General features: G+C 65.1%; 24 protein-coding genes. 12 read left to right on the forward strand and 12 right to left on the reverse strand.

Annotated features, from left to right (window positions below; all coding sequences use genetic code 11):
* The first annotated feature begins 30 nt into the window (after positions 1-30).
* From Y887_RS03015 to Y887_RS18550, 4 genes are all read left to right on the forward strand, one after another.
* Positions 31-906 (forward strand): NAD(P)-dependent oxidoreductase, encoded by an 876-nt coding sequence (locus tag Y887_RS03015; RefSeq protein ID WP_046962937.1) that lies wholly within the window; start codon positions 31-33, stop codon positions 904-906.
* A 206-nt stretch (positions 907-1,112) separates the two neighbouring features.
* Complete coding sequence (locus tag Y887_RS03020; protein ID WP_046962938.1) at positions 1,113-1,505, forward strand: XVIPCD domain-containing protein; 393 nt, start codon at positions 1,113-1,115, stop codon at positions 1,503-1,505.
* Positions 1,506-1,722: 217 nt separating this feature from the next.
* The gene (gene purU, locus Y887_RS03025) at positions 1,723-2,574 is read left to right on the forward strand and encodes a formyltetrahydrofolate deformylase (protein WP_046962939.1); all 852 of its coding nucleotides are present in this window, start codon (positions 1,723-1,725) and stop codon (positions 2,572-2,574) included.
* Between the two features lie 153 nt (positions 2,575-2,727).
* Positions 2,728-3,075, forward strand: coding sequence for an HIRAN domain-containing protein (locus Y887_RS18550; protein ID WP_084725910.1), 348 nt, complete (start codon positions 2,728-2,730; stop codon positions 3,073-3,075).
* Between the two features lie 62 nt (positions 3,076-3,137).
* Here Y887_RS18550 and Y887_RS03030 read toward each other — a convergent pair whose 3' ends face one another.
* The 4 genes from Y887_RS03030 to Y887_RS03045 all read right to left on the reverse strand — a co-directional run bounded on the left by Y887_RS03030 (position 3,138) and on the right by Y887_RS03045 (position 7,935).
* Entirely contained in the window at positions 3,138-5,090 is a 1,953-nt protein-coding gene (locus Y887_RS03030) for a choice-of-anchor X domain-containing protein (RefSeq protein WP_046962940.1), read from the reverse strand.
* Positions 5,091-5,374: 284 nt separating this feature from the next.
* On the reverse strand, positions 5,375-6,241 hold the full coding sequence (locus Y887_RS03035) for a methylenetetrahydrofolate reductase (protein WP_046962941.1): 867 nt from the start codon (positions 6,239-6,241) through the stop codon (positions 5,375-5,377).
* Positions 6,242-6,355: 114 nt separating this feature from the next.
* Positions 6,356-7,021 (reverse strand): epoxyqueuosine reductase QueH, encoded by a 666-nt coding sequence (locus tag Y887_RS03040; RefSeq protein WP_046962942.1) that lies wholly within the window; start codon positions 7,019-7,021, stop codon positions 6,356-6,358.
* Entirely contained in the window at positions 7,021-7,935 is a 915-nt protein-coding gene (locus Y887_RS03045) for a LysR family transcriptional regulator (RefSeq protein ID WP_046962943.1), read from the reverse strand. Before Y887_RS03045 ends, Y887_RS03040 begins: the two co-directional genes overlap by 1 nt.
* A 97-nt stretch (positions 7,936-8,032) precedes the next feature.
* Here Y887_RS03045 and msuE point away from each other — a divergent pair, with 97 nt between their 5' ends.
* The 3 genes from msuE to Y887_RS03060 all read left to right on the forward strand — a co-directional run bounded on the left by msuE (position 8,033) and on the right by Y887_RS03060 (position 10,841).
* Entirely contained in the window at positions 8,033-8,629 is a 597-nt protein-coding gene (gene msuE / locus Y887_RS03050; RefSeq protein WP_046962944.1) for an FMN reductase, read from the forward strand.
* Between the two features lie 168 nt (positions 8,630-8,797).
* Entirely contained in the window at positions 8,798-9,781 is a 984-nt protein-coding gene (locus Y887_RS03055; RefSeq protein ID WP_046962945.1) for a DUF1852 domain-containing protein, read from the forward strand.
* Positions 9,782-9,809: 28 nt separating this feature from the next.
* Positions 9,810-10,841: a methionine synthase gene (locus Y887_RS03060; RefSeq protein WP_046962946.1), complete on the forward strand. Its 1,032-nt coding sequence runs from the start codon at positions 9,810-9,812 to the stop codon at positions 10,839-10,841.
* Positions 10,842-10,902: 61 nt separating this feature from the next.
* Here the strand turns inward: Y887_RS03060 and kdgT are convergent, their stop codons facing one another.
* Complete coding sequence (kdgT, locus tag Y887_RS03065) at positions 10,903-11,877, reverse strand: 2-keto-3-deoxygluconate transporter (RefSeq protein ID WP_046962947.1); 975 nt, start codon at positions 11,875-11,877, stop codon at positions 10,903-10,905.
* 754 nt (positions 11,878-12,631) lie between these two features.
* Between kdgT and Y887_RS03070 the strand changes: the two genes are divergently transcribed.
* The gene (locus Y887_RS03070) at positions 12,632-13,369 is read left to right on the forward strand and encodes an SDR family oxidoreductase (RefSeq protein ID WP_046962948.1); all 738 of its coding nucleotides are present in this window, start codon (positions 12,632-12,634) and stop codon (positions 13,367-13,369) included.
* Positions 13,370-13,470: 101 nt separating this feature from the next.
* Here Y887_RS03070 and Y887_RS03075 read toward each other — a convergent pair whose 3' ends face one another.
* Positions 13,471-14,220, reverse strand: a complete 750-nt coding sequence (locus tag Y887_RS03075) for a helix-turn-helix transcriptional regulator (protein WP_211256969.1) — start codon at positions 14,218-14,220, stop codon at positions 13,471-13,473.
* The gene (locus Y887_RS03080; RefSeq protein ID WP_046962950.1) at positions 14,171-15,106 is read right to left on the reverse strand and encodes an NAD(P)-dependent alcohol dehydrogenase; all 936 of its coding nucleotides are present in this window, start codon (positions 15,104-15,106) and stop codon (positions 14,171-14,173) included. The genes Y887_RS03075 and Y887_RS03080 overlap by 50 nt, the downstream gene beginning before the upstream one ends.
* A gap of 585 nt (positions 15,107-15,691) precedes the next feature.
* Between Y887_RS03080 and Y887_RS03085 the strand changes: the two genes are divergently transcribed.
* From Y887_RS03085 to Y887_RS03095, 3 genes are all read left to right on the forward strand, one after another.
* Complete coding sequence (locus tag Y887_RS03085) at positions 15,692-16,285, forward strand: TetR/AcrR family transcriptional regulator (protein ID WP_248827412.1); 594 nt, start codon at positions 15,692-15,694, stop codon at positions 16,283-16,285.
* Between the two features lie 179 nt (positions 16,286-16,464).
* Positions 16,465-17,304, forward strand: a complete 840-nt coding sequence (locus Y887_RS03090) for an oxidoreductase (RefSeq protein WP_245879403.1) — start codon at positions 16,465-16,467, stop codon at positions 17,302-17,304.
* A gap of 58 nt (positions 17,305-17,362) precedes the next feature.
* Entirely contained in the window at positions 17,363-18,361 is a 999-nt protein-coding gene (locus Y887_RS03095) for an NADP-dependent oxidoreductase (RefSeq protein ID WP_046962953.1), read from the forward strand.
* Positions 18,362-18,744: 383 nt separating this feature from the next.
* Here the strand turns inward: Y887_RS03095 and Y887_RS03100 are convergent, their stop codons facing one another.
* From Y887_RS03100 to Y887_RS03120, 5 genes are all read right to left on the reverse strand, one after another.
* Entirely contained in the window at positions 18,745-19,218 is a 474-nt protein-coding gene (locus tag Y887_RS03100) for a DUF4259 domain-containing protein (protein WP_084725911.1), read from the reverse strand.
* Between the two features lie 8 nt (positions 19,219-19,226).
* Positions 19,227-19,859 carry a dihydrofolate reductase family protein gene (locus Y887_RS03105; protein ID WP_046962955.1) on the reverse strand — a complete coding sequence of 211 codons (633 nt, stop codon included), beginning with the start codon at positions 19,857-19,859 and terminating at the stop codon, positions 19,227-19,229.
* A 201-nt stretch (positions 19,860-20,060) separates the two neighbouring features.
* Positions 20,061-20,456: a hypothetical protein gene (locus Y887_RS18220; protein WP_052764926.1), complete on the reverse strand. Its 396-nt coding sequence runs from the start codon at positions 20,454-20,456 to the stop codon at positions 20,061-20,063.
* A gap of 536 nt (positions 20,457-20,992) precedes the next feature.
* On the reverse strand, positions 20,993-22,444 hold the full coding sequence (locus Y887_RS03115) for an OprO/OprP family phosphate-selective porin (RefSeq protein ID WP_046962956.1): 1,452 nt from the start codon (positions 22,442-22,444) through the stop codon (positions 20,993-20,995).
* Positions 22,445-22,965: 521 nt separating this feature from the next.
* Complete coding sequence (locus tag Y887_RS03120; RefSeq protein WP_046962957.1) at positions 22,966-23,853, reverse strand: SDR family oxidoreductase; 888 nt, start codon at positions 23,851-23,853, stop codon at positions 22,966-22,968.
* Positions 23,854-23,988: 135 nt separating this feature from the next.
* Between Y887_RS03120 and Y887_RS03125 the strand changes: the two genes are divergently transcribed.
* On the forward strand, positions 23,989-24,426 hold the full coding sequence (locus Y887_RS03125) for a winged helix-turn-helix transcriptional regulator (protein ID WP_046962958.1): 438 nt from the start codon (positions 23,989-23,991) through the stop codon (positions 24,424-24,426).
* Positions 24,427-24,437 lie beyond the last annotated feature (11 nt).

Consider the following 24,437-nt stretch of genomic DNA (forward strand, 5'->3'; position numbering starts at 1 on the left):
CCGACGTCATATCGAAGAGGACGCACACGCATGCCGATAGGATTTCTGGGACTGGGCACGATGGGCCTGCCGATGGCGCACAACCTGCTGCGCGGCGGCTTCGAGATAAGTGTCTGGAACCGTTCGCCAGAACGCGCGCGCAGCCTGCGCGATGCCGGGGCGACGGTGGTGGATGCGCCGGTGGGCGCTGCGTGCGGCCCGCTGTTGTTTTCGATGCTGGCCGACGATGCCGCGGTCCGTCAGACCGTGCTGGACGGCGGCGTGCTGGATGCACTGCCGGCCGGTAGCGTGCACGTCAACATGGCCACCATCTCGGTGGCGCTGGCGCACGAGTTGACCGCACTGCACGCCGAGCGCGGCATCGCCTACGTCGCCGCGCCGGTGCTTGGCCGCGTCGACGTGGCCGAGGCCGGCAAGCTCAATATCCTGGCTGCCGGCGACGCTGCGGCGCTGGCACGGGTGCAGCCGATGTTCGATGTGCTGGGGCAGAAGACCTGGCACATCGGCGATGCCCCGGAGCAGGCCAACGCAGTGAAACTGGCGGCCAATTTCTGCCTGGCCAGCGCCATCGGCGCCATGGCCGAGGCCAGCGCACTGGCGCGCGGGCACGGCGTGGACGCCACGCAGTTCCTGGGCATGCTCACCACCACCTTGTTCGCTGCACCTGCGTACCAGGGCTACGGCAAGCTCATCATGCAGCGCCACTACACACCGGCCGGCTTCACCGCCACGCTGGGACGCAAGGATGTGGATCTGGCCATCCAGGCCGGCGCCGACAAGCAGGTGCCGATGCCGTTGGGCGAACTGTTGCGCGCCAGCCTGGACCAAGCCATCGCGCACGGCGACGGCAACGCCGACTGGGCCGTGCTGGCAGAGGTGTCGGCGCGGCGGGCAGGGCAGGCCTGATCGCGACGCAAGAGTGCGGGTGCGTTGCGCGCTTTCCTCGAAAGCGACATGCGATGCCTCTTGCTCACCCGAACATGCAGCGGACCTTCTAAAATGCCGGCTCGTTACAGCCGCCGCTCCAGGGAGGATGCGATGCGACACCTGCATATCACGCTCGGTTCGACCGAGCGCACACCCCGCGCACCACTCTGCGCCGGTGGCGCACGATGACTGCCGAACCGGTCGTCAACCAGGGTCCGGTGGGTCCGGACCATCCGGAGCACCCGGACCACTATCTGTTTGCACAGATCCGCGAAGCGGTGGGCGTGCTCGATGCCGAGCTGGACAAACCCACCGACGAGGCCAGCGTCCGCATGGCCGCGCGCCTGCTGCCGCTGGCCAAGCAGCACGGCTTCGATCAGGTGGATTACGTGGTGCTCAGCCGGCACGTCGGCGAGGTGGGCGAGAACGTATTCCTGGTACGCGGCGAACTCTCCGACCCCGCGCATCTGCGTGCGCACATCACCACCCAGGAAGCGATGGAGACCTCGGTGGAGACCTCGATGGCGCAACTGGACGAGATCAATCGCCGGCTGATGCTGCGCCTGCCGCCGCGCTGATCCGCATCGGCAGTGGCATGCGTATCGCCTTTGGCGCCGTACGCCACCAGCGCAACGCCCGCCATGCGCTGATCGGCTGATCCGCAGCACGGCGGGTCAAGTGTCGTTGCGCTTCTCTGCGGTGCGTCGGCCTTGTCCGTTGCGCCGCGTCGCACTGTAAAAGTTACCGACGCAAGCACTGCGCCTGCGGTGCCATGCATTGGCTATCATTGCGCCGATGCGCTCCGACTACATTCTCACGCTGTCCTGCCCCGACCGCACCGGTATCGTGTACCGCGTCACCGGCCTGTTGTTCGATCTTGATTGCAACATCCTCGATGCCCAGCAATTCGGCGACGACGAAAGCGGCCGCTTCTTCCTGCGCGTGCATTTCGAAAAACCGCCGTCAACCGATATCGCCAGCCTGGAGCAGCAGTTTTCGGTGTTGGCAGGCGCGTTCCAGATGGAATGGCAGTTGCACGACGCGCGTCGCCGCGCGCGGCTGCTGGTGCTGGTGAGCAAGCAGGGCCACTGTCTCAACGACCTGCTGTTTCGCACCCATAGCCGGCAACTGCCGGTGGATATCGCTGCAGTGGTCTCCAACCACGCCGATTTCGCACCGCTGGCCGCGTCCTACGGCATCGACTTCCATCATCTGCCTGTGAGCGCAGACACGCGCGCCGAACAGGAAGCGCAGCTGCTTGCCCTGGTCGATGACCTGCACATCGATCTGGTGGTGCTGGCGCGCTATATGCAGATCCTCTCGCCAGGCCTGTGTCGCGCGCTGGCCGGGCGCGCGATCAATATCCATCACAGCTTCCTGCCCAGCTTCAAGGGTGCGCAGCCGTACCACCAGGCGCACGCGCGCGGTGTCAAGATCATCGGCGCCACCGCACATTACGTCACCGAAGACCTGGACGAAGGCCCCATCATCGAACAGGACGTCGCCCGTGTGGACCACGCCATGACCCCGCGCGACCTGGTGCGCCTGGGCAGCGACACCGAGTCGCTGGTGCTGGCGCGCGCGGTACGCCGCCATGTCGAACATCGCATCGTGCTCAACGGGCACCGCACTGTGGTGTTTCGCTAAACAGGATTACGAAAAAGGGTGCACGGAGAAGGCGACCTGGGCGAAAACTGGCGCACGCATCCAATGCTTGATCGATGTACTACGCCCAGTGCCGCTGCATAACCCCTGCGCCTGGCCCTTGCTTGAGTCATCCAAGACTAGTTGGAAACTTTCATGGGCACGTTTCATGCCAAGGTTGTTGGCGTCTCGGTCTCCAATGCAAATGGAATATCCCGACAAGCCTATATCGCGAAATTCTGTCGGATTGGTATGCCTGTCGTGCTTAACCGGGAGCCTGCAAACCCTTACGACGCGAATGCCGTCGCTGTCTTCATTACCGCACGGGTGCTGATTTTCTTTTCCGCATCCGTGCAGATCGGCTATCTCCCCGCAGACCTTGCACCTGAAATAGCAAGACACCTGGATCAGGGTGGGAAAGTAGCGGCCGTGGTTTCTAAAATCACTGGCGGATCTGAGAGCAAGCGGTCACTAGGCGTCAATCTTAGGATCACCAAATTTTGAGATACCGCAGGTGGTCGGCGCCTACGCGCCGACCACCAGGTGCGCTCATGTCTTTTTGAGCATCACCTCGCCGCGTTGGCGTTCATCACCGCGTTGCGGTTGGCGTCCAGGTATTGCGCCGGGTCGCGCATGCCGGTGGTGTGGCATTGGCCGGTGGTGTGGCCGCGATTCACGCCGCCTGGCAGCTGCGCATTGACCTGCTCCACGGTGCCGTCTTCCGGGTCGTTCAGGACCAGGTCCGAGGCGGCGTTGCAGTAGTCGTTGGTGTACCAGTTGGTCTTGGCGAACGAGGTGGTGTAGTAGTTGACCTTGGCGCGTGCGTCGGCGGGAATGCCGGCCAGCCAGGCCTTGGCGCCGTCGTAGGTGAGGTCGGTGTTGGTGCCGCAGCCCACCCCGAACCACGAGCCCACCGCAGCCAGCACACCGGACAGATTGGTGCCCTGGTATGGCGTACCCACCGACTGCATCACGCGCCCGCCGCTGGCGTTATCCAGGCCGCTCCAGTAGTACGCATACAGATGCAGCGCGGCCATGCCGCCCTGGCTGTGCGCCACCGTGGAGAACGAGGACCACTGGCTGGCGAACTGTGCGATGCGTTGCGCAAACTGATCGTTGCTGCGGTTTTGCTTGGCATCAAGGAATGTCGAGGCATTGGTGAACTGCGCCTGCGGCCACACGCCGTTGGAGCAATAGCCGTGCACCAGCACCAGTTGCGAGCCTGCTGCCTGCGGCTGTGCCATCGCGGTGGCCAGCGTTGATGGGCGCGGCCCCATGCACATGCTTTCGTCGATCGCCGCGCTGGAGCGCGCGATGCTGGCACGTCGCAATGCGGGCACCTGCAATGGCAGCGCGCCGGCCTGTACCAGCGGAATGTAGTGATCCGGGTCTTCGATGCGCAGCCCGCGCAGCGTGAACGGCGCACGCGCACCGGCACGCGCGATCCAGCGTTCGTCCAGGCTCAGCGGCAGCTGGCCCTGCTGCGGCGTCAGCATGCCGCCGATCCACGCCACCGGCACGTCCTTGCCCTTGGCATCGGTGCCCCAGACCTGGCCAAACACGCGGTAGTGCGATGGTGCCTTGCCGCGCGCGGCGACCGGCAAGGCAATGCTGAGCCGGGTGCCGTCGGCAGCGCGTGCGCTGAGCGCGTTGCCGAGCAGACGCAGGGAGGTATCCAGCACCGGCAACACATGCTCGCTGGTACGCACGAACGGCTGCCCGGCCTGGTCGCGACCGCGCACGATCACCTGTGCAATCCAGGTACCTTCGGCTGTCGGTTGGAACGTGCCGCCATACACGCCATCGCCGGCAGCGCCATCGTCATGCTGTCCGTCATCGGCCATCGGCAGCGTGCGGATGCCGCCTTGCGGGTCGATCACACGCAGGCTCGCTGTCTCGATCTGACCCGCCTGCGCGGCCAGCAAGCTCGCGCCGGCTGCATCGTTGCCGCTGAGCAACGCGTTGAGCGTCAGCGACTGGCCGACCTGCTGCCGACGATGGCGCGGGTACGAGGCCAGCTGCGTGCGCGCATCGCCTTCCATCAGCACATACCCGCGTTGCGCCACCGGCGCCGCCGATTGCAGCGTCAGCGCCCAGTTGCCGTTCTGCGCGGACTCCACCGCGTAACGCATGCCGCTGGTGCCGCTCTCGGCGCTGCCCAGCAGTGTGCGTTGTGCCTGCAGTTGCGGTGCAACCGCAGCGGCACGTGCGCCGGCAACGCGTGGTGCAGTCACCGCCGCCTCCCACGGCTGGTCGCCGGCCAGCACCATGAAACGCAGATGGCCGTTTTCCACCGGCAAGGTGCCTTGCCAGCGTGCGGACTTGCCGGCCGGCGTCAACTCCACCGGCAGCAAGGCGCTCTTGGACAGGATCGCCGACTCGGCCGGATCGGGTGCGCGCATCTGCGCGAACTCCTCCGGTGGGCCAGCCAGTTGTTTGGGTTGCAGCTCGGCCGCGGCAAGCGGCGTGGAGACCAGCGACAGGGTGCACAGCAAGGACAACAGCGACGGCTTCGGCATGGCGACATCTCTCCTTGAACGTTGCAGAAGCGATGCCGCCGCGCATGGCAACGGCATCGGATGCAGCGCCCCCTCGCCGCGATTCGCCGATGGTTATACCGCGCGCTTGTGACAGGTCTGCTGTGCGCTGCAGCACCTCACGCGCGGCAAACAAACTGCCAGGAATAGAAAGTACAGACTGTGATCGAGGTCGTGGACATGTCGAGGTCCACGACGCATTGCTTGCTCCAACTCACAGGTCTGCGGTCGCTATACAGCGCCGAATTCGGCGTGCCTCAGCCCGCCTAAACGTGCGCGGAGCGGGAGCGGTACTGCTCCACCCACGCGACAGTCTGTGCGATGCCGCCGAAGGGATAGAAGTGCATGCGGACCTCGCCGTGCGCATCAGTCAGGCCAGTGGCCAGCCGTTCAACAAAACGATCCGGCCCTGCAGTACCCAACAGCTTGCCGAACGAGATGCCGTATTTGGACAGCATCGATGCGCATGCGCCGACACCGCAGCTGGCGGCATAGCGTGCGAGCACCGCGACGCCCGCAGGACCGGGAACGCCCACACGCACGGGATGCGCAATGCCACGCGCGCGCAGCGCTTCCAGCCACGCCAGCACGATGTCGGCATCGAACGCGAATTGGGTCACGATCAGCGGCGCCATGCCGCGCTCGGCGATGCTGCGACACTTGCGGTCCAGTACCTCCAATCGCTCGCTTGTACTCATGGTCGGATGGCCTTCCGGATGCCCCGCCACGGCGATGGTCCGGATGCCGGAGTCCTCGAAGATCCCGGTATCGATCAGCGACAAGCTGTCCGCAAACGGCCCGAGCGGAGCAGGCGGATCGCCCGCGATCACCAGGCAGCGCTCGACGCCGGCTTCCTGGGCGGCGCGCCTGACGAACGCGTGCAGCTGCTCGCGCGAGGCGATGCGGCGCGCGGACAGGTGCGGCATCGGCTGGAAGCCGAGCGCGCGCACCATCCGTGCCGCGGCCAGCCGCGCGTCGTCGTCCTGGTTGGGCAGGTAGGGGATGGCAATGGTCGAGCCACGCATGATCCGAGGCGCCGCTGTCGCCAGCCCGGCAAGGTCCTTTGCGCTGATCTCCAGCGAATAAGCCTCGGTGATGGTGTCGGCGAGGCTGGGCGTGTCCGGGTCGATCAAGGGTGTTGCCGTCCTGTCGTGGTGATTGGCTGCGCCGCTGCGTCAGCCCTGATCGGGCGGAAAGGACGCCAGGGAGCACGCTGAAACCCCGGCGGCGTCATGACCTGCGGGCCGTCAATCGTCCTGTTGCGCATCGCCGTAGAATTTCACGCCCAGTTGTATGCGATGGCGCCCGCTTTCCACGCGGTGCCGATTGGTGTCGCGCAGCGAATAGACGCAGCCGCAGTATTCCTGCTGGTAGAAGTTCTCGCGCTTGCTGATCTCGACCATGCGCGAGGAACCGCCGCCCTTGCGCCAGTTGTAGTCCCAGTACATCAAGCCGGGATACTTCTCCGCAGCGCGCACGCCGCAGTCGTTGATCTGCTGCATGTTCTTCCAACGCGAGATGCCCAGGGAGCTGGTGATCACCGGAAAGCCGTGCTCATGCGCATACAGCGCGGTGCGTTCAAAGCGCATGTCAAAGCACATGGTGCAACGCACGCCGCGTTCGGGTTCGTTCTCCATCCCGCGGGCCCGCTCGAACCAGTTGTCCCGATCATAGTCGGCATCGACGAAGGGCACGCCGCACTGCTCGGCAAAGCGGATGTTCTCGTCCTTGCGCAGCTCGTACTCCTTGCGCGGATGAATGTTGGGGTTGTAGAAGAAGATGGTGTAGTCGACGCCGGACGCCAGCATGGCTTCCATCACCTCGCCGGAGCACGGCGCGCAGCAGGAATGCAGCAACACCTTGTCGTGGCCGGCAGGCAGTGGGAGTGGCGTGCGGGTTGCGGTGGTATCCATCAGTGGGCTCCGGATGTCGTGGCGATGCCATTGGCAGGCTGGCGGGCCAGTTCGATGAAGGCGCGCAGGTAGTCGATGGCGATATCCGCCTCGCGTGCGCCCAGGAAGATCTGCTTGGGGATGCCGCGCGCGCCCAGCCGCACCGGTACCACCTCCATCCTGGCGGCGTATTCCTCCACCAGCCAGCGCGGCATGGCGGCCACGCCGCGGCCACTGGCCACCATCTGCATCATGATGTCGGTGGTTTCGATGGCCTTGTGGCGCCTGGGCGTGACACCGGCCGGCAGCAGGAACTGGCTGTAGATGTCCAGGCGCTCGAGGTCCACCGGATAGCTGATGAGCACTTCCCGCGTCAGTTGCTGGGGCTTGACGTAGGCAGCCGACGCCAGTGTGTGGCTCCGGGCCACGACCAGCACCTGCTCGTAGTCGAACACCGGCTCGAACCGCAGCCCGGGCTTGTACAGCGGGTCGGGCGTGACCAGCAGATCGATCTCGTAGCCGAACAGCGCGCCGATACCGCCGAACTGGAACTTCTGCTTGACGTCCACATCCACATCCGGCCAGGTGGCCAGATAGGGCGCCACCAGCTTGAGCAGCCACTGGTAGCAGGGATGGCATTCCATGCCGATGCGCAGCGCACCGCGTTCGCCCTGCGCGAACTGGCCCAGGCGCTCTTCGGCAAGATCCAGTTGCGGCAGCACCCGGTTGGCGACCGCCAGCAAATACTGGCCCGCCTGGGTCAGGCGCAGGTTGCGTCCCTCGCGCAGCCACACGTCGGTGCCCAGCTGTTGCTCCAGCTTTTTCATGCTGTGGCTCAGCGCCGACTGGGTCAGGTTCAGCACGCCTGCGGCGGCGGTCAGCGAGCCTTGCTGCTCGACCTGCTGGACGATGGTGAGATGGATGCGCTCAAGCATTCAGATGATCCGAATTCATGGATTGTTGAAATAACACCATTTTACTTCATCGAACGCGAGCCCTAGCATCGGGGCTCGTCGTTCCAGGTCGCCCCGCATGACTGTCACCGTGCCACACCCGCTCCGCGTCGTCGCCGTCTCCGGCGGGCTGCAACGTCCCTCCAAGGCCGTCGCCCTGGCCGAGCATCTGCTGGCCTTGATCGCCGACGCAGTGCCGTGCCAGCCGCATCTGATCGAACTCGGGGCGCTGGCACCGCAGTTCGCCGGTGCGCTCTGGCGCGCGCAGCTGCCGGCAACGGTGGAGCAGGAACTCACTGCCGTGGAGCAGGCTGACGTGGTGGTGGTGACCACGCCGGTCTATCGCGGCTCCTTTACCGGCTTGTTCAAGCATTTCTTCGACTTCATTCATCAGGATGCCTTGATCGACACGCCCATCCTGTTGGCGGCAACCGGCGGCAGTGAACGTCATGCGCTGGTGATCGATCACCAGTTGCGGCCACTTTTCAGCTTCTTCCAGGCGCGCACGTTGCCGCTCGGCGTCTACGCCACCGACCGCGACTTCCTGGACTACCGCGTGCACAACGAGGCACTGGCCGAGCGCGCCAGGCTGGCGGTCCAGCGCGCACTACCGCTGATCGCATTGACGCGGCAGGCAAACGCCATCGCTGCGGAAAAGAACGTAGCCGCAGCCTGAGGGCTGGTCGGCCCCAGGCGTGCCGGCGGGCCGACCAGCCCTTTGCCGGCCACCGGATCAGCAGGCGAGCGCCTGCCGGTCCGGATTCCCGGCTTCCCTCCGGCGGGCATCGCTGCCCGTGCAGGCAAGCCCGCCCGTCTCAACCCGGAAACAAGGCGTCAGGTCGCAATGACTCAGGAATTCACCTTCGGCATCAAGAGCCTCCGCTTCGACGAGGACTATCGTCCCGCGGGCAATACGCGCAACACCACGAACTTTGCCAACCTCGCCAGGGGTGAGCGTCGCCAGGAAAACTTGCGCAACACGCTTGCGATGATCAACAACCGCTTCAACGACCTGGCGCATTGGGATAACCCCAAGCGCGACCGCTACGCGGTGGAACTGGACATCATCTCGGTGCAGATGACGGTTGACGGCAGCGCACGGGGCGATGAATTTCCGTTGATCGAGATCCTGAAGACCAACATCCTCGACGCAACGACCGGCGCGCGCATCGATGGCATCGCAGGCAACAACTTTTCCTCCTACGTCCGCGACTACGATTTCAGCGTCCTGCTGCCCGCCCACAACCAGGACAGGTCCGCATTCGGCATCCCGGACGATTTCGGCAGCCTGCATGGACAGTTGTTCAAGCATTTCGTGAACTCGGAGGCGTATAGCGCGCGTTTCGCCAAGCCGCCTGTCATCTGCATCAGCGTCTCCAGCAGCAGGGTCTATCACCGAACGGGAAACCGGCATCCCATCCTGGGCATCGAATACAGGCAAGACGCATTTTCGTTGACGGATCGGTACTTCGAGAAGATGGGCCTGCAGGTGCGCTATTTCATGCCTCCCAACAGTGTCGCCCCGTTGGCTTTTTACTTTTTCGGCGACCTGCTCGGCGATTACAGCAATCTTGAGCTGATCGGCACCATCAGCACCATGGAGACCTTCCAGAAGATCTACCGGCCGGAAATCTACAACGCCAATTCCGCGGCAGGGGCGATCTACCAGCCAAGCCTGACCCATCAGGATTATTCGGCGACCCAGGTCGTCTACGACCGGCAAGAGCGCAGTCAGCTCGCGGTGACACAGGGGAAATTCACCGAAGAGCACTTCATCAGGCCCTACGGACATCTTCTCGCGCAGTGGGCCTCCCGCCACGCGCTCTGATCAACCAGCACCCAAGACATCGCCCATCATGAACAAGCTGCTCCCCACCTCCACCGCCGGTAGCCTGCCCAAGCCCTCCTGGCTCGCGCAGCCGGAGAAACTCTGGTCTCCCTGGAAGCTGCAGGACGAGGAACTGCTCGAAGGCAAGCAGGATGCATTGCGCCTGTCGCTGCAGGAACAGCAGCACGCCGGCATCGATATCGTCAGCGACGGCGAACAGACCCGCCAGCATTTCGTCACCACCTTCATCGAACACCTCAGCGGCGTGGATTTCGAAAAGCGTGAGACGGTCAGGATTCGCAATCGCTACGATGCCAGCGTGCCGACCGTCGTTGGCGCGGTGAGCCGCCCCAAGCCTGTCTTCGTCGACGATGCAAGGTTCTTGCGCCAGCAAACCCGGCAGCCGATCAAATGGGCGCTGCCCGGTCCCATGACGATGATCGATACCCTGTTCGATGCGCACTATAAAAGCCGCGAAAAGCTGGCATGGGAATTTGCCACGATCCTCAATCAGGAAGCCAGGGAGCTCGAAGCGGCCGGCGTGGATATCATCCAGTTCGATGAGCCGGCCTTCAATGTCTTCTTCGACGAGGTCAACGACTGGGGTGTTGCCGCCCTCGAACGGGCGGTCGAAGGGCTCAAGTGCGAGACCGCCGTCCATATCTGCTATGGCTACGGCATCAAGGCCAATACCGACTGGAAGCAGACCCTGGGGTCGGAGTGGCGTCAGTACGAAGAGTCGTTCCCCAAGCTGCAGGCATCCACGATCGACATCGTCTCGCTGGAGTGTCACAACTCGCACGTGCCGATCGACCTGATCGAACTGGTACGCGGCAAGAAGGTGATGGTCGGAGCCATCGACGTGGCAAGCACTGCGATCGAAACACCGCAAGAGGTGGCCGATACGCTGCGCAAGGCGCTGCGTTTTGTCGATGCCGACAAGCTCTACCCGTCCACCAACTGCGGGATGGCGCCTCTGGCCCGACACATCGCAAGAGGCAAACTCACGGCCCTGAGTGCAGGCGCAGCGATCATTCGTGCAGAACTGCAGGCGCGGTAGTGCGTGGGTGCTTGCGTGGATCGCCGGCCGCAGGAGTGGGACGGCGTGCTCCGCAGGGCCCTCAGCCCGATGAGGCCGCCTCCGCCGCACGACGTTTGAGCATGCGCCAATAGCAGGCGGTGAGCAGCGGCACCAGCAACGAGGTGACGATCACCGCGCTGGCCACCAACGCGGTGGCGGCCGGTGCGGCCGCTGCGAACTGCGGCGCCATCGCTGCGATCAATGCCGGTGTGGCCACCGCCGCACCCGCAGTGCTGGAGGCGGCCAGGCCTGCGATGCCATTGCCGCCGCCGATCAGGCGATCGGCCAGCATCAGCGGTACACCGGTGATGACTACCACCGCCATGCCCAGCAGCACGCCATGCACGCCGGTGATGGCGATCGTGGTCAGGTCCAGCGTGTTGCCGAGTGCGAAGCCGAAGAACGGCACCAGCGTGTGCGTGGCATGCGCAAAGAACACCCGTAGCTCCGCGTCGAGATTCCCAAGCGCAAGTCCCGCCAGCAACGGCAGCACGGCGCCGAGGAACAGGCGCGGCTCGAACGAGGCGACACCGCTGGCGCCCAGGATCAGCATGGTCACCAGGGGGCCGGATTCCAGCGACATCAGTACCACTGCGCCGGCTTCTTCGCGGCTGCCGTAGTGCTGCATCAGCGAGGCATACAGGCCGCCGTTGGTCATGTCCATGGCAGCCACCAACGCCAGCGCCGACAATCCTGCCAGCGGGCCGCTGGGCAGGCCGCCGGGTGGCAGCAGCGATTGACACAGCACCGCCACCAGCCATGCCACGCCGATCTTGGTCAGCACCAGCGTGCCGGACTTGCGCAGGACCTGACCGGTGGCACGTAGCTGGATGGTCGCACCCATGCAAAAGAACCACACCGCCAGAATCGGGATGGTGCCGCTGATCAAGCCGTTGCTGAAGCTTCCCAAGGTGGTTCCGGCGGTCGGCCACAGCGTGTGGCATAGCGCACCCAGTAACAGGGGGACCAGCATCATGCCGCCAGGCAGTCGATCGAGCGTGGCTTTGATGCGCATACAACACCTCGGGACGCGCGGCCAGGCGCATGCGTGGTCTACACGTGCGGCAATCGGCCATTGCCGCAGCATGCGGTGTCACCAGGCGGGGTAACTGCGTGCGGCGCGAACCGATGCGGCCGCGTGCGAACGGGGTGCATGCCAGTCTGCCCAGACACATACGCCGTGCGATGGCCCGGCAGGTGTGTCCCGATCAATCAGGCTTCGATGACGCAATCATTGCTCTGCAACTGCAAGCGCAGCAGGTCGTCTTCGACCACTGCAGGCGGCGCAGCCGGGACGTCACGGCGTTTCATCTTCGAGGATGCGAACACCCGTTCCCGCCGGTATCGGGTGCCATGCGGCAGCGGCTTGCATCGCGTCCAGGCGCACACGCGGCGCATCGGTGGCGAACCACCTGGTCATTCCCGGCGCGTGCACGCCCGCGCTGTCGGTCTGATGCTCGTGTCCCGTGGCGCCATCGCCGGCCAGCCGATCGCGCTAGGTGAGCGCAGCCGACACCGTGCCGATGCTGAACCCCCGTTCGTCACTGCGCCCTGCCCAATTGCCTGCGTTGCATGGCTTGGCTACAGTTGCGGGGTCGAAAGAGTGCAGGCCGGATGGTAGCCCGGTCATCCATCCGATCAGGGTGGCCAGCTCTCCCGCCGAGGGTATCCGCGACACCGAGACCGGCCTTGCCGGAACGAGGTGTGCCCGGTGATCTCTCACGACCCATCATCGGCGCGCCTCCACTGACCCTGGAAGGATATTGCGCATGAATCTCACCTCAAACACCCTCTTGATCACCGGCGGTGCCACCGGCATCGGCCTTGCGCTCGCACGCGCGCTGGTGGAGCAGGGCAACACCGTCATCATCTGTGGGCGCAGCGCCGCTGCGTTACGCCAGGCCAAGGACACGCTGCCAGCGCTGATCACCCAGGTCTGCGATATCGCAGACACGGCAAGTCGCCATGCACTGGTGCACTGGCTGCGCGTACACCATCCGAACTGCAACGTGCTCATCAACAACGCCGGTGTGCAGCGGCATCGCGATTTCACCGGCACCGATGCTGTGGCCGATCTCGACCAGGAAATCGCCATCAACCTGACCGCGCCGATCCATCTGATTGCCGAGCTGCTGCCGTTGCTGCAGCAGCAACAGCATGCGGCCATCATCAACATCACCTCGGGGCTGGCGTTCTCGCCGATGGCCGATGTACCGGTCTACTGTGCCAGCAAGGCGGCGCTGCACTCCTTCACCCTGAGTCTGCGTCACCAGCTGAAGGACAGTACTGTCCGCGTGATCGAGATCGCGCCGCCCATCGTCGATACCGGTCTGGGGGGCGGTACGCGCAGTGCAGGCACCGCCACGCGCAACATGATGTCCGCCGAGCAGTTCGCCCAGGAGGCGATCGCCCAGCTTGAAGCCGGCCAGGACGAGGTGCTGATCGGGATCTCGGCCGACACCCGTCGCTTGGGTGAAGCCTTGTTCGAGCGGATGAATAACCGCTAGTTTGTTGGGCAACGTCGCTGGTGGTGGTTGCATCGTGCAAAACGCCACCAGCGACGTCTTGGCTGCGATAGCGGTCGGTGGGGGCGCCGACGTTCGAGCCCTCAGCAATCGCCCTGTTTGCAGGGATGACGTTCGCTGGCCCGCCATTGCTTCACCAGCTGGCGGCGATTGCGCTGATAGTGCTCCTGCAGATACTCGATCCTGTCGATGGCTTCTGTGCGGAAGATGCGGAAATCGCCGCATGCCTCGCACCATGCGGCGATCTTCCACCGTGCCTCGACCAGACCCAGCATGATCGGCCAGATCGTGCGCTCGGACACCACACCGGTCTTGCTCGTATAGCCGATGCGCAGCTTGCGCTGCGCATGCAGCGCCTTGCGGATCTTGCCAAGGTCGACGATGGATTCTGGCCGCTGTCCCCGGCTGATATACAGCGCACTGTCGTCCAGCGCCAGGCGCATCTCTTGCGAGATCACTCCGTCGATTTTTGCCAGCGCATTGTGCACCGCGTGGGTCATCGCCTCGTCGGCCTGGCGGCTGACCCACTGCGCGCCGGTGACCAGCGCGCGGAGCTCTTCCTCGGTAAAGGCCAGGGGCGGGAGCACAAAGCCCGGTCGCAGGATGTATCCCACGCCTGCCTCTCCCTCGACATCGGCACCCATCGCCTGCAGGGTCGCGATATCGCGCCGGATCGTGCGCAGCGAAACGCCAAGCTCTTGCGCAAGCGTGCTTCCGGACACCGTTCCCCGATGTCGACGCAAGACTTGCAATAGATCGAACAGGCGTTGGCTACGCGACATGTCAGTCCATTCTGACCAGGCCCTTGCCCGGGCGCTTCTGGCCGGATTCAAGTGCGTTCATCAAGCCGATGGCCCCTTCCAGCGGAACGATCTCCCCGATCGGCAAACCGAAGGTTCCGGCGTCCGCCGCATTGGCGAGGTGGGCCAGGATGGCGGCGGAGGGCTTGCAGAACACCAGCTTGAAGCGGCGGTCCACCACGGCGCGGACGAACTTTCCCAGGTCCGGTTCCAGATCCAGCAAGCTGCCGCGCTTGTCGCGCAGCAGCGCCAATCCCGCAGCTGCCTTCATGACGGCGGAGGTGTCGAAGATGACGTCGAAGCGCTCACGGATGTCCTCTGGTCGGGTCACCCTGTAATCGTAGACCTGTTGCAGGCCCAGCGATCTGGCCCGCTCCATCGATCCAGCGCTGCAACTCCCGGACACCGTCGCTCCCAGCAGCTGCGCCAACTGCACAGCCGCTTCGCCCACCGCGCCGGCACAGCCGTTGACGAACACATGCTGGCCTTTCTTCAGCGCAGCCTTGTCGACCAGGCCATTCCACGCGGTGACTCCGGGCGTGCCCAGGCACGCGGCGTTTTCGTAGGAGACGCTGTCGGGTTTCCTGACCAGATTCTCTTCGGTGGTGATCACCGCCTCGGCCAGTGCGCCACATTGCTTGAAACGCGCCAGACCGAACACCGCATCGCCTGGCTTGAAGCGGGCGACGCCTTCGCCCACCGCAAGCACCACGCCCGAGAAATCCATGCCCATCGCACGCGGAAACTGCCGACCGGTCACGATCTTCATGACGCCGTTGCGCATCTTCCAGTCGACCGGATTGACCGCGGCGTACTTCACCTTCACCGCGACCTGGCCCTTTGCAGGCGCAGCAAGAGCGACGTCGGCCAGCTGCATGACGTCCTGGCCGCCATATCGGTTGTATTGAAGACGCTTCATCGGCGCGGTGCTCCGATGGCGGCGCAACGTGCAGGGGCGACCTGGCGGGCGAGATGCACGCCTGGTCGGTCGGCTGGAACGCCGGCATGGGCGGCAGGCCCGGTGCGGCGACCAACGACAGGCCAGGCCGCGCTGGAGAACGCAAACGTGGCTGGACGCGATGGCATCGGTGCCTGTGCGTGCGCGGCGAGCACTGGCGTGATTGCAGGGGCGTTGATGCGGGAGCGGGTGAAGAGGGTCACCAGGACATTCCTCGGATGGGGCGCCCAGTGTAGGAGTCGGTGGTGACAGATTCCGGCACCATGCATTCCAGTGGTTCGCCAATGCGCAACAGCGGTCGCAGGCGCCAGCGCCGCCGGCTCCACTGCATGCCCGCAAGCCCGACTTCCTCATGCGGTTGGCCGGCAAACCCGGGCTCGGCCAGGCCATCGCCTCACGGAAACGTGCGACTGCCATTGCCTTGTGTGCTGCCTGGGTGCCTCTGGCTCCTGAAGGCAGGCGATGGCCCGAGCCCGCCTCCTACCGCTCGTCGGACAGCAGCCGGTGCAGCTTCCATCGCGACCGATCTTATGTATGATGACCATCATGAAAAAGACCTCGTCACGGCCCCGGGCAGCGTCAGGCCGCAAGGCCGACAGCCATGCACGCATCGTCGAAGTCGCTGCGCGCGCGATCCGGCGCACCGGCTACGACGGCACCGGCGTGGCCGACATCATGAAAGAGGCCGGGCTGACCCACGGCGGCTTCTATGCGCACTTCGCATCGCGCGAGGCGCTGCTGGCCGAGGCTGCCGACCATGCCGGGGCGCAGACGGTTGCCATCTCCGCGCAGATCGCGGCCGCCGCGCCGCCGGAGCAGGCGGCGCAGGCGCTGATGCGGGCGTATCTCTCCGATGGGCACGTCGGCAACGTCGAATCCGGCTGTCCGATCGCCGCGCTGGGCTCGGAAATGCACCGGCAGGCACCGGCAGTACGCCAGGCGGCAACCCGTCGCATCAAGGAGATGGTCGATCTGGCTGCCCGCCAGTCGCCGGACTGGGGAACGCCGCAGGCGCATGCGCGGGCACTGGTGACGGTGTGCGCCATGGCCGGCACCTTGATGCTGGCGCGTGCCGTCGACGACCCCGCGTTAGCGGCGGCGATGCGCAAGGCGGCACTCGAACACTTCGACGCAGCCTGAGCAATGCACCCGCGTTCGTCCTTGGTCAAAAATATGATGTTCGTAATATTTTAGACGTACAGACAGCCATCCGCCGCAGCCGCGGCTTTCCACCACCACCCGTGCGACGGCAGCGCCTGCATGGCTTGCTTCCACACATCACCTGAGAACAGCCACCTATGAACCGCAAGATCGCGCTCGTGACCGGAGCCTCCTCCGGCATCGGTGAAGCCACCGCCGCCCACCTGGCCCAGGCCGGCTATACCGTCTATGGCACCAGCCGCCGCGGCGGCCGCTCCACGACGCCCGGCGTGCAGATGCTGTCGCTGGATGTCACCAGCGACGCGTCGGTGGCCGCTGCCATCGACACCCTGCTGCGCAAGGAAGGCCGTCTGGACCTGTTGGTCAACAATGCCGGCTTCAGCGTCGCGCCCGCCGCCGCGGAGGAAAGCTCCATCGCGCAGGCACAGTCGGTGTTCGACACCAACTTCTTCGGCACCGTGCGCATGAGCAATGCGGTGATCGGCCAGATGCGCAAGCAAGGCGGTGGGCGCATCCTCAACATCGGTTCGGTGCTGGGGCTGGTGCCGATTCCGTACACGGCGCTGTATGTGGCCAGCAAGCATGCGGTCGAGGGCTATAGCGAATCGCTCGATCACGAACTGCGCGATTGGGGTATCCGGGTCTCGGTGATCGAGCCGGCGTATACCAGGACGCCGTTCGATGCCAATTCGCTGCAGCCGGACGCGCCACTGGAGATCTACCGTGACCTGCGTACGCATCTGGCCGCGCACGTCGCTGACGTGATGCGCAAGGCCGATGCGCCGAGTGTGGTGGCCGAGGTCGTGGTGAAGGCAGCACAGGATCCGCAACCGAAGGCGCGCTACACCGCCGGCAAGGTGGCCAGGCAGCTGAGCCTGCTGCGTCGCCTGCTGCCCAACCGCATGCTCGGCAAGGCGCTGCGCAAGGAACTCAAGCTGGATCAGGTCGCATCGCCGGCCCGCGCCAGCGGCGCGTCCGCTGCCGGAGCGCGCGCATGATGCGCAGGATCGATCGCACCGATGCCAAGATGGGCGCACGCGCCCGTGGGGGACATGCATGAAAGCCGTCATCGTCGATCAGTACAAGAAACATGGCCCGGTGCGGATCGGCGACATGCCGATGCCGCAGCTGCGCCCCAACGATGTGTTGATCAAGGTCAGCGCAGCAAGTCTCAACCCGCTGGACGCCAAGGTGCGCGATGGCGAATTCAAGATGCTGCTGCCGTTCAAGACGCCGTTCGTGCTGGGCAACGATGTGGCCGGCGTGGTGACGCAGGTCGGCACCGCGGTGCGCGACATCGCGGTCGGCGATGCGGTGTTCGCCAAGATCGAGCCGGGCCGCATCGGTACCCTGGCCGAGTACGTGGCGATCGATGCGGCAGTGGTGGCACCCAAACCGGCCAGCCTGAGCATGGAGCAGGCCGCATCGTTTCCGCTGGTCGGCCTGACCGCCTGGCAGGCACTGGTGGAATCGGCTGCGCTCAAGCCGGGGCAGAAGGTGTTGATCCATGCCGGCTCCGGCGGCGTGGGTACCATCGCGATCCAGCTGGCCAAGCATCTGGGAGCGTATGTGGCCGCCACCACCAGCACTGCCAATGTGGAGTTGGTCAAGTCGTTGGGTGCCGATCTGGTGATCGACTACACGCAGCAGGATTTCCAGGCGCTGGTGCGCGATTACGACGTGGTGCTGCATAGCCTGGATACGCCGACGCTACTCAAGTCGCTGCAGCTGCTCAAGCCCGGCGGGAGCCTGATCTCGCTGTCCGGTCCGCCGACCCCCGCATTCGCGCAGCAGCTGGGCCTGGCGTTTCCGCTCAGGCTGGTGATGCGCCTGCTCAGCCGCAAGGTGCGTGCGCAGGCCAGGCAGCGCCAGGTGTCCTACACGTTTCTTTTCATGCGCGGCGATGGTCCGCAGCTGCGGACGTTGGCAGCGCTGCTCGACAGCGGTGCATTGCGCCCGGTGATCGACACGGTGTATCCGCTCGCGCGCGCGCAAGAAGCGCTGGCGCATGTAGACACCGGTCGCGTCAAAGGCAAGGTCGTGGTGACGTTGTAGCGGCAGCGATTACGTGCTGCTGCAGCATCGGGGGTAGCGATGCGGCCATGGGTTGAAGCGACAACGGGCAGGGCAGGGTGCCCACCCCGTTTGCATCTGTGCTCCCTGCGTGGCTAGCCGGTGCGCCAGGCGAGTCGCGACGTAAATTCGGCCGGAAGGAACTACCAGGCAGGGACCGGCTACACCGCCGGCCTAACCGCCCGGATGTCAGCAAGGTACTCAGACGCGGCAACGCCCAGGTTGACCCAGCGGTCCGGATGGGCCGCCAATGCCCTCCCGGCAGATGCAACAGCCGGGAGGGATCCTGGAAGGTGGCCGCCGCCGCATCAAGAGCGTCTGGCGCCGCCGCCGCGCTGCGAGGCGGCCTCGGATCGCATGAAGCGTCAGGCCTGCAGCCGGGACCGCAAACCACGCACGTCCGCTTGCCAGTCGTCGAAGGCATCGGTGTCCTCCCACAGCTCGCGCAACTCCGAGGTTGGTCCAAGAATGCGATCGATCGCCTGCGCAGCGTCGCTGGCCAGCCGGGCGTCAGGGAGCGGCTTCACCCTTGCGATCCATTCCACGACATCCGGCTCATCCAGCGCCTGCGCTGTCGGGCGTCCCAAGGCTGCAACGATCACCTCGATGGCAGCCAACGCAGTCGTTGCATCGGTCGCATCCACAGCGCTGTCGGCAGCAAGCACTGCTGCAACTGCCTCGCGAACGAGCGACAAGTCGCCAGCCGCGGTGAGGTCACAGACCCAGTCTGCAGCCGTGTCGTTTTCAAAAGAACCGATGCCCCAGCACCCCATGAACGTTCTCCAGGTCGAATGGTTGGCAACAGACGCGTGGTGGCGTCCCGCCTGATGGATGAGCATGCCTCAGCTCACTGCCGCACATAGCGTAGGTGTGTGGCCGCAGGCCCGTCAAAAACCTTGTCGATACGCAATTGTGTCCCGGGCTCGCCAAGGTGTTCGAACAGACGTCGTCCGCCGCCGAAGAGGACCGGTGCCAACGCAATCTCCAGCTCGTCGACAACGCCCAGGGTCAGATACTGCTGGATCACAGCCGCGCCACCGGCAATACGGACATCACGGCTGCCTGCCGATTCGCGAGCCAGTTCCAGCGCACGTTCCGGCCCGTCGTTGATGAAGTGGAAGGTCGTTCCGCCGGGGCGCACCCAGGGCTCGCGTTTCTCGTGGGTCAGTACGTAGACCGGTGTGTGAAACGGGGCCTCCTCTGGCCACGCAACCTCGCCTTGGTCGAACATTCGCTTGCCCATGATGTTGGCGCCGATGCGTGCGAAGGTGCTGCGGACCATGTCGTTGACCGGGCCGGTCGTACCGCCCGATGCAAGCTTGAGGACGTTCTGGCGAAAGGACTGCGATGTGATCAGCCAACCCATCATCGCACCCCATTTGGCTCCCCAGTTATTGTACTCGGGGTCGTCCATGGTCATGCCCTCCGGCGCCATGTAGCCATCAAGGCTCAGGCCGATACTGACGAATACCTTGCTCATGGTTTCACCTCTCAGATGCCTGTGTATCGCCGACCGTCGGACGTCAGCCTGCGCGCGAGGCGACGCCGGCTTGAATGCGTGCTTAGCCCCGCGGTTGGCGGGGATGAATTGCGAACCTCACGCCCTGGCGAGGCGATCGTTGCCACGTGTTCGCGCGCAGCCGTGCCGCACCGATTCGCGCCCGTCCGCCCATGCGGCTGGTCAGGCGCGATGTGCATGCCGCTTGCGATCGGCGATCGCCAACTGCAGTAGCTCGATGACGGGTGCACTGCTGCTCGTCGAAACATCTCGAACCTTGACATGGCGTAGTGTCTTGCCGGTCCCTTGCATGATGCCGTGCGGATCCGCAAGCGAGGTGCCATGATAGAAGCCCAGGTTGACGTAGGCGTCGTGGACCGAGATGTAGGCATAGTGCTCGGTCATCTTCCTGGGGCCAATGCCGAAGCTGATGATTTTGAGTTTTGGCCATGCAAGCTCGACAACCTCGCTGTGCAGCGAAACGATCGTGCGGCGCAACGACTCGCAAACCAGGCGCGGCTCCGGTTTTGCAATGGACAGGATGTCGTCGAACGTTGCGAGTGTCTTGGTGGTCGCCATGCTGCCTGCCGTGGAGTCCGAGGCCCGAGCAGGGCCGCACCGCGAAGCGGATCGGCCTGAATGAAGAATCAAAAGGCCGTGCCATCGACCGTTGGCACAGGAGCGTTGCCGACCGCCACGACCAGCGATGCGTGCGAGCATGCCACAGGCACCGGTGACGCGGTTCCGGCCAGGGAGCGTGCACGCGCGGCGGCCAGGCAATGGACACAGGAGCGCAGGGCGAGGGCGAGCCGGGAAGAGCGTCAGGGATGAAAAGGCAGTCGCGGCCGCTTTGACAAGCGGTGTGGCAGAGCCGGTTGCGAAGGCGCCGGAGGGGTGCCGAAGCGGCACGCCGGCACACGATGCCAGGCACCGCCGACTGAGGCGCGTGCGATCTACGCAATCTGCATGCAGCAAGTGACACCACCGCATCGGCATCACCATGCGCCGCAACGCAAACGCCCCGCAGGGAGCGGGGCGTTTGCGTTGCGGCACGGCAGCGTTGCAGCATGCCCAACGTTGATCTGGAGCGTGCGGCGCAGGCCGCGTGAACTGCCTCAGTAGTTGACCTGCAACTGCAACCGCAGCAGATCGCCTTCTACCACCGGATACGGCGCAGTGGTGACATCGGTGCGCTTCATCTTCGAATACGCAAACACCAGCTCCAGCGCATCCATCGGCTGCCACTCGACGCCGGCTTCCACTTCGTCCAGACGCATGCGCGGCGCATTGGTATCGAACTTGGAGCCGCCGCGGTAGGTCTGCCATTTCAGGTAGGGCAGCAGGGTGCCGTAATTGAAGTCGTGCTTGAACATCGCCTGCACATAACCGCCGCTCAGCGAGCGGGTACGGATACGGCGCTGCGCCACATCCAGCTCCGGGCCGCGGCCCACTGTCCACTCGGCCTGCAGGCCGAATGGCTGCGGGTAGTAAATGACGTGCGCGGCTACGCGCTGGTCGGTATAGCCATTGGGGTCGGTGATGGCCGGGGTGAAACTGCGGCCGCCGATGTTCACCGCCGCAGCGGTCGGCACGAAGCGCCCGCTGTACGCATCGGCGCCCACTTCCAGGTACTGGCCATTGGCGAACTTGAACGGGTAGGTGGCATGCACCACCGCATGCATGCCGTCGTTACGCTCGGCGCGGTTGGCGCCCTGACCGTTGTACACGCCCGCGCCCAAGACACCGTAATCGCCCGAGCCCTTCAAGCCGGATTTGACCAGGTCCTGGAAGCGGGCCTTGGCCACGGTGGGGCTGTAATAGAACACCGCACCGATATCGCGCTCGTCGCGCAGGCCCGAGTTGAGCGCATCGGCGCGATCCAGGGTGAGGCGGTTCTGGCTGGACTGCAGGTTTTCCCAGCCGTAAGGCATCTTCGACTGCCCCACACGCACGCGGTACTCGCGCTTCTTGTCGAAGAAGATGTCGGCGTACGCATCGCGCAGCTGCGCGAAGTTGGAGGTGGTGGAACCGGTCGGCGTGCTCGCAAAATCCGGCTGGAAATACAGCGACACGTGCTCGTTGAGATCGCCGCTCAGCACCAGGCGCGCACGCCGGATGCCCAGGCTCTGGTCGTTGCCGATGAAGCGATCGCCCGGCGCACGCAAGTCCTGCGCATCGCCGCCAATCCCCTGGTTGTAGCGGATCTGGGTGTAGCCACGCAGGCTCAGCTTGTCGTACCACTTCTTGCCGGCATCGGCCGCCTTGGCCGGTGCGGCGGCAGGCGCCGGTGCAGGGGAGGCCTGCGCGATGGCGGTATCGGCGGGCACGGTTGCGCCAGGTGCCGGTGGCAGGGCCTGCGCCGGCGCGGCAGGCATCGCCGAGGCCGGTAGCTTGCCGTTTTCGTCCACCTGCACAAAGGTGCCCAGCTTGTCACGCCCGGGCGCCGGCTCGGCGAAGATCTGCTTGGTCTTGCGGTCGACGTACAACTCCAGCTCGGCAGCCAGCGTGCTGCCGCTGGCGGTCGCGCTGAGGGCGCACAGGACGGTGGCGAGATTGCGTTTTTTCATGGACACGGCTCGGCAAGGGAAACTGGGCGGCGGTGGCGTGGCCAGTCAGGGCGCCCTCGCAGGGGGCGCGTGCGGCCAGGCGCCGGGCACCGTCATGGCGCTCCGCACTGCTGCCGTAGCAGCGATGGGGTGCAGTTATATTTAGGTTTGATGTCATTTTGGTGACATCCGGGTCGGCAACCGACCGGCGACTGTGTCAACCGCGTGTCCGGTAGATGTCAGTCTGGCGACGCCAGCCATGCCGAGAAGGGGGTGGGGACCCGCGACGGCGGGAGCCCGGGCCAGGCTGTCAGCCCTGATGCCTATGTGGCACGGCCGCCCAGCCCGCAGCGGGCGGCAACTGCAAAGCGACGCCATGCCCGGTCGGCACGACCGCCGTGCCCAACCAGTCCCACCGAGTGCGTCACCCGCATCGCACAGGCACTGGCCAAAAAAAAAACGCCATACCCGACGGGCATGGCGTTGGATGTCTTCGCCGCCGGCCGTTCAACGCATCGCTGCGTCTTGCGGCCGGCCCTGGCTCACCCTGCCGGCTGTGCTGCCAGCGCTGCCGCCACGGCGTCGCGCAATGGCGTGGTGGGGCGGCCGATCAAGCGGCTCAGGGTGTGGCTGTCGTCGAACAGGCTGCCGCCGCGCGAGGACGCCGAGCACTGCGCCAGCACCTGCGCAAACCCGGCAGGCACGCCCACCTGCACCAGCGCTGCGGCATAGTCGGCTTCGGGCAGGTCATGGTAAGCAACCGGCTTGCCTGCCTGCCGAGAGACCTCTGCTGCGTACTCGGCCATCGTGAAGGCGGTATCGCCGGCCAGCTCATAGACCTGCCCGGCCTGCGGTGCATCCGAGGCCAGCACCGCGGCTGCGGCCGCTGCATAGTCGGCACGTGTGGCAGCGCTGATCTTGCCCTCGCCTGCACTGCCCATCGCCCCGCCGTGCGCCACTTCGGCCGCGATCGAGCCGGTGTAGTTCTCGGTGTACCAGCCGTTGCGCAGCAGCACATGCGGCACGCCGCTCTCGCGCAGCAACCCCTCGGTGACCACATGCTCGTCGGCCAGCGACAGCGTGCTGGTATCGGCATGCAGGACGCTGGTGTAGGCGAGCAGCTCCACGCCCGCACGCTTGGCCGCGTCGATCACATTGCGATGCTGCTCCACGCGCGCGCCCACCGCGTTGGACGACACCAGCAACACCCGGCCGACGCCCGCAAACGCCAGGTCCAGGCTGTGCGGGTCGGCGTAGTCAGCCTGACGCACCGTGATGTCGCGTTTTGCGAACTCGGCGAGTGACGCAGTATCGCGGGCCGTTGCTACGATGCGGCTGGCAGGCACATGGTTCAGCAGTGCGTCGACGACCAGCGCGCCCAGCTGCCCGCTGGCGCCGGTGACAAGAATCAGGGGGGAGGCATGTGCCATGTTGTGCTCCAATAGGTTTAGAGAAGAGGTTTGGTCTAGTATCTAGACCTTGTGGTCAGCGAGCCTATTGTCAGGACCGCCCGGTCCTTCGCAAGGAGGCAGTTTTACTCCCCCTGGTTACTGTGAGATACCCCAGTGAATGCGATTGCCTTGTTCCCACCGCCGCCCTCCCTGGAAGGCCCCTTCGATGCCACCAAGTGCCCCGTGCGCGATGTGCTCGATCAGATCGGCGACAAGTGGACCTTGCTGATCCTGTTGACGCTGATCCCCGGTCCGTCCCGCTTCAGCGCCATCCAGCGCGCCGTGCCGGACATCTCCAAGCGGATGCTGACCCAGACCCTGCGCAACCTCGAGCGCAACGGCATGATCACCCGCAAGGTCTACGCCACCAAGCCGCCCAGCGTGGAATACGCACTGTCCAAGCTTGGCGTCGCCCTGCTCGGCCCGGTCTCGCAACTGCTCAACTGGGCCGGCGAAAACCATGCCGGCATCCGCGCCGCCCGCGAACGGTTCGATCGTGCGCAGCAGCCGCATGTCGCGCTGGATGCCGACGAGGCCATGGCGCAGGCGTAAGGCGACAGTTG

Origin of the sequence: Xanthomonas pisi DSM 18956 (genome assembly GCF_001010415.1) — a bacterium.
In the GTDB taxonomy this organism is placed as follows: Bacteria; Pseudomonadota; Gammaproteobacteria; order Xanthomonadales; family Xanthomonadaceae; genus Xanthomonas; species Xanthomonas pisi.